10 protein-coding genes are annotated in these 11,757 nt (G+C 53.0%); 4 read left to right on the top strand and 6 right to left on the bottom strand.

Translation table 11 applies throughout. The annotated features are described in order from the left end of the window. Positions 1–106: 106 nt before the first annotated feature. Positions 107–700 (bottom strand): TetR/AcrR family transcriptional regulator, encoded by a 594-nt coding sequence (locus D3P08_RS05650; RefSeq protein WP_119598453.1) that lies wholly within the window; start codon positions 698–700, stop codon positions 107–109. Positions 701–828: 128 nt separating this feature from the next. Between D3P08_RS05650 and D3P08_RS05645 the strand changes: the two genes are divergently transcribed. Both D3P08_RS05645 and D3P08_RS28040 read left to right on the top strand, forming a co-directional pair. Continuing rightward, complete coding sequence (locus D3P08_RS05645; protein WP_119598452.1) at positions 829–1,578, top strand: alpha/beta fold hydrolase; 750 nt, start codon at positions 829–831, stop codon at positions 1,576–1,578. A gap of 33 nt (positions 1,579–1,611) precedes the next feature. Beyond that, positions 1,612–1,788 (top strand): S-layer homology domain-containing protein, encoded by a 177-nt coding sequence (locus D3P08_RS28040; protein WP_420819015.1) that lies wholly within the window; start codon positions 1,612–1,614, stop codon positions 1,786–1,788. Between the two features lie 212 nt (positions 1,789–2,000). Here D3P08_RS28040 and D3P08_RS05635 read toward each other — a convergent pair whose 3' ends face one another. Next, positions 2,001–4,064, bottom strand: a complete 2,064-nt coding sequence (locus D3P08_RS05635) for a beta-galactosidase (RefSeq protein WP_162848370.1) — start codon at positions 4,062–4,064, stop codon at positions 2,001–2,003. Positions 4,065–4,215: 151 nt separating this feature from the next. On the opposite strand from D3P08_RS05635, the gene D3P08_RS05630 reads away from it, so the two are divergent. Further along, positions 4,216–5,109: an AraC family transcriptional regulator gene (locus tag D3P08_RS05630; RefSeq protein WP_119598449.1), complete on the top strand. Its 894-nt coding sequence runs from the start codon at positions 4,216–4,218 to the stop codon at positions 5,107–5,109. Positions 5,110–5,207: 98 nt separating this feature from the next. Here D3P08_RS05630 and D3P08_RS05625 read toward each other — a convergent pair whose 3' ends face one another. Then, complete coding sequence (locus D3P08_RS05625; protein WP_119598448.1) at positions 5,208–6,005, bottom strand: sulfite exporter TauE/SafE family protein; 798 nt, start codon at positions 6,003–6,005, stop codon at positions 5,208–5,210. 30 nt (positions 6,006–6,035) lie between these two features. Next, a complete protein-coding gene (locus D3P08_RS05620) occupies positions 6,036–7,655 on the bottom strand; it encodes a carboxylesterase/lipase family protein (protein ID WP_162848369.1) in 1,620 nt (539 codons plus the stop codon). 119 nt (positions 7,656–7,774) lie between these two features. Between D3P08_RS05620 and D3P08_RS05615 the strand changes: the two genes are divergently transcribed. Then, positions 7,775–8,650, top strand: coding sequence for a LysR family transcriptional regulator (locus D3P08_RS05615; protein WP_240647322.1), 876 nt, complete (start codon positions 7,775–7,777; stop codon positions 8,648–8,650). Between the two features lie 22 nt (positions 8,651–8,672). Here the strand turns inward: D3P08_RS05615 and D3P08_RS05610 are convergent, their stop codons facing one another. Further along, the gene (locus tag D3P08_RS05610; RefSeq protein WP_119598446.1) at positions 8,673–9,857 is read right to left on the bottom strand and encodes a patatin-like phospholipase family protein; all 1,185 of its coding nucleotides are present in this window, start codon (positions 9,855–9,857) and stop codon (positions 8,673–8,675) included. A gap of 286 nt (positions 9,858–10,143) precedes the next feature. Continuing rightward, positions 10,144–11,643, bottom strand: coding sequence for an arabinosylfuranosidase ArfA (gene arfA, locus D3P08_RS05605; RefSeq protein ID WP_119598445.1), 1,500 nt, complete (start codon positions 11,641–11,643; stop codon positions 10,144–10,146). Positions 11,644–11,757 lie beyond the last annotated feature (114 nt).

Raw genomic sequence — 11,757 nt, 5'->3', positions numbered from 1 at the left:
GCTGGAATAAAGCGAGTAAGAGCCTATTAATCCGTTTAGACGGGTTGATAGGCTCTTTTTGTAAAAAACTCCTTTCAAAGCGAGAACCAGTCCTTTATTCATTCCATCAGTGAAATTGTTCAATAAAGGCGTCGATCATAACGCGGTTTAATGCTTCTATCCGTGTACCGTTCGGATACATGGAATACATCAGCATGATCCCGTGCAGCGCAGTTGAAAAGTGAAGCGAATCCACCTCCGGATTAGCCGAGCCTAACTTCCGGAAAATCTCGACTTGAACGCGGGATTGGCGGATCATCTCGTCTTTTAATGGCTGGGTATGAGAAGAAATAATAGTGTCCTCTTCCGGATGAGTCTGCAGGTGTAAATAGAAGCGATAGGCCTTTGGTTGTTCTTTTACGTTCATAAGGGCATGCTGCGCGATATACAGGAGTTGTTCTTTCGGAGCGGGAAGACGAGACGCCGTTTCCATTACTTGCGAAATTTCCTCGACACGGCTTTGAATCAGTTCTGCAAGAAGCTCCGATTTTCCTTTGAAATAGTTATACAGCAACCCCTTCGAGATGCCGGCCTTCTTCGCGACATCCTCAATGGAGGAGCTGTGGAATCCTTTGGCAATAAAGACATCGATTGCGGCCGCTCTTATTTTTATTTTAGCGGCGTTGCGGATCCGTTCGTTTTCTTCCGGGGTTCTTGGCATGATGACGCACCTCTCTTCATTTCTCATTCCATCATAATCGACATCAATTGCTCCGTCAATTTATATTGACTGAACGGTTATTCAATGGTAAATTGAATGTACTTTTATCGTGAATTGGAGGAGATTGAATGGATTGGCATTACGAAATACAGGGGCAAGGCAAGCCGATTGTGATGATTCACGGCGGGGGGTGCGATAGCAGGGATTGGTCCTATTTGGCTCCGCTTCTGGCGAACCATTATCAAGTGATTACTTTCGACGCTCGGGGGTGCGGACAATCGCCTCCCCCGTCTGAGACGGTCAACTATGTAACAGACGTTGTTCGTTTCCTGGACAGCCTGTCCCTCGACAAAGCTGTGCTGATCGGTCATTCGCTCGGCGGACAGATCGCGACGGAAGCCGCGTTGGCTTATCCCGAACGCGTGCAAGAACTGGTCTTAATCGCGCCAACCTTAGCGGGATTCGCCCAGTCACCTGACGTCCTGGCGTCATTCCAAGCCATACAAGAAGCTGCTCCCGATATTGCCAGAATGACCGATTTAGTCGTAACCTCTTCCTCTTACTCGGTCATTAAGGATAGCCCGCAGCGGGAACTGCTGCGGGCGATGACGGATCATAACATTAGGGTGCTGTTTGGACGACCAAGTTTTAACGTCGTATGGCCGACCCCTCCCGCCATCGAGAGATTACACAATCTGCAAGCGAGGACATTATTCGTTCGCGGTACGCGCGACCATGAGGACAATGTGACAATCGAAAATCATTTTCGGAGGGTGGAAAACATCCAGTTCGTTGCAATTGAAGGCGGGGACCATATGTTAAACCTTACGCATTCGGACCAGCTGTACCCGGAGATTGTTGCATTTTTAGGCGATTAAGACACGGGCGAGGATGACCAAGAGAAGAAAGTTATCATTGTCGCTTACTGGGAGATCTCAGCTTGGGCAACCGAAGCTATGGACTGGGCTGCGGCGGCGGGGATCCTGAACGGAAGACCGGGGAACCTTATGAAGCCGGGTGGTGCTGCCACCCAGGCCGAAATGTCGGCTATCCTTGTGCGTTTTATCGCTTGGCACAACAAGGTATAAGAAAGCTACAAGCGGATGCCACAACAATAGAAACAACAGCGGCAAGGTGCAGCCAAAAGAAAGTGAAACTTTGATTTTAAAGCCACTCTTGGGGAGTGGCATTTTGTTTTTGAGGAAGACCTAACATGAAAGGGTTGGTATGATGCTCGAACCTGAGATTCTTGTAAAGAAGTATACCGGCGGGCCTGGACCGACTTTCCGCGGACTCACCCTCAAAACTCTCTATAAAAGTCATCCCGCATCTCGGACACCGCAAGGTAACATGCCTTCCCGTCCAACAGCCTTGCCGGCACCCGCCATGCCTCGCCGTAATAGAAGCTGTCGGCGATCAATAAGCCATCCGCATAGATCTGCGCCGTATCGCCTTCATAATCGATCGTGACAAAACCCTGCGAGCCCTTCACCGTGATTTTTTGCCAGGTAATCTTCCTCTCCCCGCCAATATGAAGCTCTTCGATATGCTGGGGAGCGAATGGAGGCTCTGCTGCATCCTCGAACGTCACAACAGGCTCTGCGTATGGCTGGCGGATAAAACCTTGCTCGAAGCTTACCCCGTTCCAACGCCGAATTCGAAAATCTCCGTCCGCCACCGCTCGCACTTCGCCATCCCGCTTGTATAGATCGCAGCCTTCGCCGATATATAGCTCGCCATCCAGTCTGCGCAAATAAAGGGCTTGTTCCCAGGTAAGAGTGACAATCGAAGCATGCTCCGCCTTCACCAGCGAAGCTAGTCCTGCCTCGGGCGCGAAGCTCCGGCCGTCGGCTAAACGATACTCCGCGGCGATGCCGGGAATTTGCACGAAGAAATACGTGTCCCCCTGCCTGCATATAGGCTGCGCCGTGGCATACTCCAGCACAGTTCCCGATAAGTCCATCCGGAAGGGAAGGAAGAAGCTGACGTCTCCGCATACGTCAATCGGCGGGAACGTAACGATGCCCGTATCGATGACAACATCTCGAACGTCATCAAGCTTGGCGAGCCGTTGGTAATGGTTGACGAATACAAAGCCGCTCTTGCCATCCGTGCGCATCGCATACCGCAGCGAGGAAGTATCATCTCGCTTCACGGCGTGTTCGGCTTCGACCCTGACCATCGGCGCGAACGTTTCTTGGAAATCTTGAACGAACAAGTGGAGGAGGTTGAGCATTCTGTATTGTTCTCTTACTTCGCCATACTCCGATAAGGCCGTCTGATAATCATAGGAGAGAATCGGGTAATCATTCGGGTACCCCGTTGCCTTCGATTCCTGGAACGTGGACAGCTTGCCGATCTGATTGGTGCCGCCATGATAGACGTAATACCCGATCAGATTATTCCCGTCGCCGAGTTTGACAAGGGACAAGGAATAAATATCGATGCCTTTCACGATATATCTGCGGTGATGCGTCGATTGCAGACCTCCGCCCAATTCGCACGTAGCAAACGGATACCGCTCATACGGCAGCTGCCATTCCCCGTCTTCTTCGGTCCGCGCAGGCAGCAGATCGGCGCCGATTCCCGTATCGTTGCGCATGCCGGTAAAAAAATAATGAGGGGACGGGGGCAGCTGGGTCGTTCGTTCATCCCACGGCGCATCGCAGTAGCCTCCGAATACGGGAACGACCTCGTCTACAGGAATTTGCGCACCCGCCACGGCATTCCATCCCGTTACCGTATAGAGAGGGGCGACCATCCCGCAGCTTATGGCCAATTCCTTCAATGCGGCCAAGTGCTCGGCATCGTTCGTCAACTCATTGTCTAGCTGGACGGCAATGATCGGGCCTCCGTCTTTATAGAACAGTCCCTGCACCTGCTCATAAATCTTCCCGAAGTACACCCGCACCTTCTCCAAATATTCCGGATTATTCTCGCGCAGCTTGAACGGTTTCCGAAGCAGCCAGTCCGGATATCCGCCGTTCCGGCATTCGCCATGCGCCCAGGGGCCGATCCGTATTACGACGTCTAGCCCCGCCCGTCTGCATTCCAGTATAAAAGCCCGCAGGTCGTTGTCGCCGGCGAAGTCGAACTCTCCTTCGATTTCTTCATGGTAGATCCAGAACACATAGGTGGATACCAGCGTAATGCCGCCCGCTTTCATTTTGCACAGCTCTTCATACCAGTCGTTCCTGTTGTACCGGGAGAAATGGAATTCGCCCATCACTCCGATCCATGGTTTGCCGCCCCGGGTGAAATATAAGCTCGTTACGTCGATTCTTTCCCCGGAAGGATTGGCTCCCCCTAAATTCAAATGATTCTGGAGCAGCGTTGGCTGCTGAAATGCTTTAAACCGGTACATCGTCCGCCATCCTTTCTGTTCGCGCGTTGATGACATTGTAACTTGGGGAACGGATATGCCGTTAGGAATTTCGCTATAACATAATAGTACAAAATGAACATGATACGTATAATAGATTACAAGAACAACGTGAGGAACTGGAGGGACAGGCATGCTGGCGTTTAGACTTTTTCATGATCAAGGCGAAATGCAATGGCCATTAACGTTGTACAGCTGCGGCCTGCACCCTCAGCATCCGATTGTCCGTCCGATCGGTTACCCTACCGCGCAATGCATGATTTGCTTTTCCGGATCGGGAACCTTCCGTTTCGAAGGGGCGTCCGCGATGGAAATGAAGCGGGGAGACATTCTGTTCGTGCCAAGCAAGCTTGCCCATGAATACAGCCCTTCAGGGACGGAGCCGTGGATAATCGGTTATATAGGAATCGAAGGGGACTTTGTTGAATCGCTGATTGCCGCGCTTCGGCTGCCCATGATGGAACGAATAGCAGTCAATGAACATGCGCTTCTTCACCTGGAATCGGAGCTGCGGCAGCTATGGCATACGGGCGAGGAGGAAGGAAGCGATCATCATCTCGATGTCTCAACAAAAATTTATCATCTACTCGCTTATATTGGGACGATAGCCCGACAAGGGATTAGGATGCCACCCAAGCCTAATCGAAGCCATTCCGGGACAAAAGAGCCGCTCCGTACCGCCGTTCAATATATGGAGCAGCATTATATGGAAGAGTTAAGTCTTGCGAATATCGCGCATGCCGTCGGTTATTCGAAGCAGCATTTTCAAAGATTATTTAAAGAACGGTACGGCATGAATCCAAGCGCCTATCTGCAGCGGCTGCGATTGCTCAAGGGCCATCAGCTGCTGGAGGGGGAATCCGGACTATCCATTGGGGAGATCGCGGCAATGGTCGGGATGGAGCTGAATTACTTCGTGCGATTGTTCAGACAGAGATACGGCGAAACGCCGGCAAAATATCGAACGAGGTATGGTCGAGGCGGACACGCGGACGGAAATCGAAATGAAAGAGCGATGGATCGTTAGCCGAGCCATTCGGAACCATAGAAAGGGCGGGAATAGGGAGCTCGTTGCGGGCTCCCTGCTTTATGTTTGAAAGGCGGGTCGTACAATGGACAGCGGACTTAACCCTTCATGATCAAACGAACGGAAACCACAATAAGCAATAAAGCCAATATTTTAAGCAGCAGCTTGGCAGGCAGGCGTTTGGCCAGGCGCGCGCCGATTTGACCGCCGATAATCGCGCCGGGCGCTAGAAGCAGCACCATCGACCAATCAATATTGTGCAGAGCGGCATGCGTAGACGTGCTTACGATAGCGGACAGAAAAATTTGCAGCATGGAAGTTGCGACGGCAATATGCGGCGGAAATCCGAGCAGCAGCGTCATCGTCGGAATCATGAGACTCCCGCCTCCCACTCCGAACAGGCTGGCCAAGAAGCCTACGAGAAAACTGATGACGATGCCGGTAGGCATGTGGTAGGAATAGTCGAACCGCTTACCGCTTTGATCGATAAAGCTCCGCGTCGCCGTTGGAGCCAGAGGCCAAACGATCGGCCGATCCGGCTTGAACAGGAGCAGCAGAGCGATTCCGATCAAAAAGAAGCCGAAGCTTATGAAAAATAGCCTTCCTTCTATTTGTTCCGCGAAGATGGCGCCAATCACCGAACCGGGAATGGAGGCTGCGGCGAACCGGATTGCGGCTGAATAGTCGATACGTTGCTGCTTGGCATACACATAAGTGCTGGAGACGGAATTACAGAGCAGCATCGCCATGGACGTGCCGGCCAAATGCGACGGCGGCATATCGGGAAACAGGAAGGCAAGCGCAGGCACGACAATGAATCCTCCGCCAAGACCGACCAAGGAGCCGGCAAGGCCGGCGGTGAGCCCGATCGCTAATAAAAGAAGAAATGTGAACACCGTGCAGATCCTTTCTCCATTCGTATTCCGTTAATCATTCCAGAAAAAACGTCCGGCGAATAAGCGGGTTTGAAGCCAAGTCCGCTGATCAGCCGTTAATCGAGCGTCCTTCTTCAGCCTAGAGAGAATATCCTGCGCGAGAAGCTTGGAGTCCATTCTTACAACGGCTTGCTCTTCGTCTGCATCGAGCGCCAGGATGTCGGAAGATAAGGGATCGGCTCCCCACCGTTTCCAATGCGGCAGCCCTTCACCGTTCGGATCGCCCGTATGCAGGAAGCGTTGCAGATAGCTGCGCATCCGGTCCGATAGCTGTCTGCGTCCCGGCTCGTTACGCTCGGTGACGACACCCGCCGGAAAGTTCTGCAGAACTCCCGTGAAATCGCCGGTATAGAAAGGGATATCCGCTCCATGAGAGGCGCCAAGCCGAAATCGGATAGACGGATCGATTACGCCATCTCGCAGCCCCCAGTGGAATCGGTAGGCGAACACCGGATTTTCCGGAGACGCTTCCATCCACTTGTCCGCTACTTCCTCCACATTAAACGATGCATAGAGCTCGCTTCCGTATTGAACGGCTGCTTCATAAAAGCTTTTTTCCTCCGCTTGTCTCTCTAAACGTCCATTCTGCCATTCATTCAAGAAGTAAGGATCTCCGAGCGCAAATACGGAAAATTCGGTTGCGGTACTCCCTAGAACGATAGGCAGGCAAGGTTGCCCGTGCAACCCAAGGTTCGCGAAGCCTCCTATCGGGATGACCGTGCCGTCCTCAAACAAATGGGGAAAAGCGCTCATCCGAAGACCGGTATCGCCGATGGCTTCGGCGAAGCTGGCGGCGTTCTGTTGATGCAGGAGGCCGGCAATCTCTTCCGCGGAGCGATTGGCAATCCACTCATCCGCTTCATCTGGATTATTGGCAAGCCCTTTTTGCAGTAACAACGTTCTAAGAATCGCGTTAGCCTTGGATTCCCCTAATTCCGATTTGGCGGTCGTAAACCCACCGCTCATGACGAATAGCTTGTGGACGAGTCCTTCGCTCAGCGGGGAAAGACAAGCGGCTAGCGCATTTCTTGCTCCGGCGGACTGGCCCGCCAACGTGACGTTTGCCGGATTTCCGCCGAAATAAGCGATGTTCCGCTGTACCCACTTCAAAGCATGGATAATATCGAGGAGCCCATAGTTCCCCGAATCGTCGAGCGGATCGCCGGTGCGCAGAGCTGGATGGCGGAAAAATCCCATCGCGCCTAGACGGTAATTCACCGTCACGACGATGCTATTTGTCTCGGGCGCCAATTGCCCGCCCTGGAAGTCCCGTCCCGAGCCCGATACATTCCCGCCGCCGTGAAGAAAGACGAGTACAGGCAAGCCGTCCTCCGCATGATCCGGCCGCCAGACGTTAAGGTACAAGCAATCTTCGCTCCCTACAGGTCCCTCCAGGCTTATTTGGACGCTGCTGTTCCGATATTTCCGCGCGGACAATCGATGACTCCAAGGCTTGATCTCGCGAGGCGCCTTCCATCGGAGTCTGCCCACCGGCGGCATCGCATAAGGAACTCCGAGCCAAGCGATCGCCCGAGCTTCTGTCAGACGGATCCCTTCGAGCTGACCGTAAGGGAGCGTTACGATTTCATCCCTCGTATAGTTTTCGTGCATGCATAAACCCCTTTTCGTAGTGCTTTCATTCATTATAGGGTTCTGCTACGATAATGAAAAATATATTATTTGGCATAACATCTATATTCAATTGGTTATCGATTGAGAGAGGGAGACATATGATGGACCTGCATTCGCTTCGTTATTTTCAAACCGTGGCGCGGCTGGAGAACATGACGAAGGCCGCTGAGGAACTGCGAATGTCCCAGCCGGCTTTAAGCAAATTGATCGGTAAACTCGAGAGGGAATTACGCGTTCAATTGTTCGACCGCACAGGGAAGTACATTCGGCTCAACGAATTCGGGAAACGATTCCTTGCGAAGGTCGACCTGGCTCTTCAAACATTGGAGGATGGGAAGACGGAGCTTATGGACTTGGCCGAGCAACCGATCGGGACTGTCGTCATATTGATTCATGTCGGATCTTATTTGCTCCCGGACATGATTACCGTATTCCGGCAGCGGCATCCGGAAGCGGAGTTCAAGCTGTTACAGCATGACCCGGATCGTACCGCTTCTCAGGCGTTCGATCTGTGCATTTCGTCATCGACGTTTAAAATTTTGGGCACCGAATCCATACCTTTATTAACAGAGGAAATGATGCTTGCGGTCCCGAGCGGACACCGTCTGGCCGGCCGCAGGAGCGTTCGGCTGAGCGAGCTGTCGGAGGACGGCTTCATAAGCTTAAAGCCGGGCAAGCAGCTGCGCGAAACGACGGATGCCCTCTGCCGCGCGGCAGGGTTTGAGCCTCGTATTATTTATGAATGCGACGAACCTTCGATGGTTCGCAGCTTGGTCCGCGCGGGACTCGGCGTTTCATTCATACCGTCGATTACATGGGGCGGCTCGCAGGGCTCCTCCGTCGTTCTTCTCTCGATCGAAGAGCCGTTAAGTAAACGAACGATCGAACTTTCTTGGTACGAGAACCGATATATGACGAAGGTGGCTCGTGAGTTCAAGGCGTTCGTGCAGGATTATTATCGAAAGCTGCAATAGATCAATGCGATCGCAAGCTTCCCTACAACCGAATCGCTTCTAGAATGCGCTGAGCCGCCATGCAGAGCTCCACTTGCCGGAAGCCGAGTCCACGGACGTTCTTCAGAGGACCGCTTATAGAGGAGCGCACCAAGTCGGGGAAGGGATGGACAGCGTACTTATTCATTCCCTTAGCCGAGGCAAGCGCCTCCGTAAGACTGACGATAAAGGCGATGGAGGACGCGTTAGCCTCGAGGCGCATGCTGCCTGACAGCCTCGGCACGATGACCCTGCTCCACAGCTCCCGGGCAGGAATGCCGCTCGCGCCGAGCATACGGCCGAGCGCAAGGAGCTTGGCATCGGGGATGGAAGCCAGCAGCTCGTCGCACGCCTCCTCGGTTAAACCGCCTATATCTATGCAGTAAGTGCGGCCTTGCAAGCCCCTCAGCTGCCTAAGCGCGTCATAATACCCCATGCTCATGCTGCGGCTTATCGCTTCGGGGATAAAGCTCATCGTACCGCCAAGCGGCTCGGAGGGCGAGATTGTCGTAAGCGAAAGGTCGGGATAGCGGATTTTGCGCGTTATGCCGAGCCCGAACGTCCGGACTGCGACGATGCTCGTATATCCTTTGCGTGCGAGCATGTTGATCGGACAATTGTCGTACAGTCCGCCGTCGATAAAAGCTTTATCGTCGATGAACGTCGTCTGAAAGCCGGGGAATGAGGCGCTGGCCATCAGATAGTCCAATAAACGCCCCTGCGGAATATCTTCCTTAAAGAGCTCGAGCGGCGCCCGGTCGCTCAAGGAGACCGTCACCAGGCCGAAGTCTACGGCGGCAGCCCGAAGCCGGCTTTCGTCGATGAGGGATTCGATCAACCGGCGCATCTTCCGCGTGTCCATGCCTCTGTCCGCAATGATCCTCTTCGTGCGCGCGGCCAAGAGTCGTAAGGCGGCCGTATCGAGCTTTCGCCGCATCAGCAAGCGGTATTCTTCATCGCTTATGTCGAAGATCGACCGAGCGTCCAGCTGCTCCCATACCTGATACCCAGTCTCGAAATCGCCTTGCGCGATGACGGCTCCGTTCAGGGCGCCGATCGAGGTCCCGGCTATGGCGTCGAAGGCTTGGCCGGCCTCCCGGTAGGCTTTCATAACTCCCATATGGTAAGCGCCTTTGGCGCCGCCCCCTTCAAGCGCAAGCGCCAGCTTGCCTGTATTCGTTGATGTCACGGCTTCCGGACCTCCTTCTTTGCCCGCTTGGACATTTTAAATTTGAGCCTAATAAATTCCGTAGATATATTATAACGCGCGGTCTAATCTGACGTACAATATCGAAACGCTAAAGATTATGTTGTTTTCGAAGCACAAGAAAGAATGGAAGCGCGCCAGCTTGGCATGACGCTGAGCGATAATTATGTCCAAAGAGTGTGCGACTTCCAACGGAAGCTCAGACGTACTTGCTGCTGCACGTCAAAAAGGGACGCTTTGCATAAAGCGCCCCTTTTAGCGACTTTTATTACACTTGCAGACGGATGACGTTCCACGAAGCTTTGCTCAGAATCGCTTGAACCTTGCCGTTTTCAACGGAGGATTGCCCGCCGGCATGAGGAACGACGTTCTGCGGATTCGATTTCGTGTTGACGGCTTTCAGATCGTCGCTCTCCAGGACGAGATGCTCGATCAACGTGGCATTGCCGAAGGATCGGATATCTACGCTGAGCTCCATTTTTTCCTCCAGATGACGGTTGACCGCAAAGATGGTGACTTGACCCTGCTCTTCGTTATATACGCTGATCGCTTCCAGATAAGGGACGTCCGTGAAGTCCTTCGAATCGTATTTGTCCGAGGATACGACAGCCTGAAGCACAGTCCCCCTGCCGTAATTCGATGCATGCAGGAACGGATAATAGGTCGTTTGCAGCCACAGCGCTCCGCCTGTCTCTGTCATAATCGGCGCGATGACGTTGATTAGCTGGGCGATGCAGCCCATCTTCACGCGGTCAGCATGCTTGAGCAGCGTAATGAGGAAGCAGCCGACGGCCAGCGCGTCTTCATGTGTATACACATCCTCGAATTCCGGAGGAGCGACCTGCCAGCGCTCTTCGGCGCGGCTGGATCCGATGGAGTGCCAGACATTCCACTCGTCAAGCGACAGCATCAGCGTTTTTTTGCTGCGCTTCTTGGCTTTTATATAATCGCAAATCGAAGCTACGCTGTGGATGAACTGGTCCAAATCGAGCGATTTGGCTAGGAAATTAGGCGTATCGTTATGGTTGTTATTGTAGTAGGTGTGCAGAGACAAATAGTCGACATTGTCGTACGATAAATCGAGCACGGTCGCTTCCCACTCGGCGAAGGTGCTCATGCCGCTGCTGGAGCTGCCGCAAGCGACAAGCTCAATCGACGGATCGACCCATTTCATCGCTTTAGCTGTTTCATTGGCCAGGCGTCCGTACTCAACCGCCGTTTTGGCGCCAATCTGCCATGGTCCGTCCATTTCGTTCCCGAGACACCACGTTTTGAAGCGATGAGGCTCCCGGTAGCCATGGGATATGCGCATGTCGCTCCAGTAAGACCCGGAAGGATGATTGCAATATTCGACCAGATTTCTTGCCTCGTCGATTCCCCGCGTGCCGAGATTGACGGCCATCATGACCTCAGAGCCGACAAGCTTGGCCCAATCCGCGAACTCATTCGTGCCGATCGCGTTCGGTTCCGTCGTCCACCAGGCCAGCTCCAATTTACGCTTGCGTTCCGATATCGGACCTACGCCATCCTCCCAATTGTAGCCGGATACGAAGTTTCCGCCCGGATAACGGATAATGGGAACATTCAGCGCTTTGATCGCTTCGACGGCGTCCTGCCGGAAGCCGTTCTCGTCGGCGGTAGGATGCCCCGGGTCATAAATCCCGCCATATACGGCGCGGCCCAAATGCTCAATGAAAGAGCCGTAAAGCCGGGGATCCACCTCGGAGACGGTGAAGTTTTTGTCGATGAGCATCGTGGACTTTTGCATAAGGAGACCTCCTAATAGAATTCATGATAAGGCGAATTCAAATAATTGATAACTTAACTCATATGTATCATAATAAAGATATTGTCACAAGTTATACTTTCAGGATTCGGGAAA

Source organism: Paenibacillus nanensis, from assembly GCF_003583765.1.
Taxonomy (GTDB): domain Bacteria; phylum Bacillota; class Bacilli; order Paenibacillales; family Paenibacillaceae; genus Pristimantibacillus; species Pristimantibacillus nanensis.
Note: the sequence above shows the minus strand (reverse complement) of the source record. Positions and strands in the feature narration are given on the sequence as shown.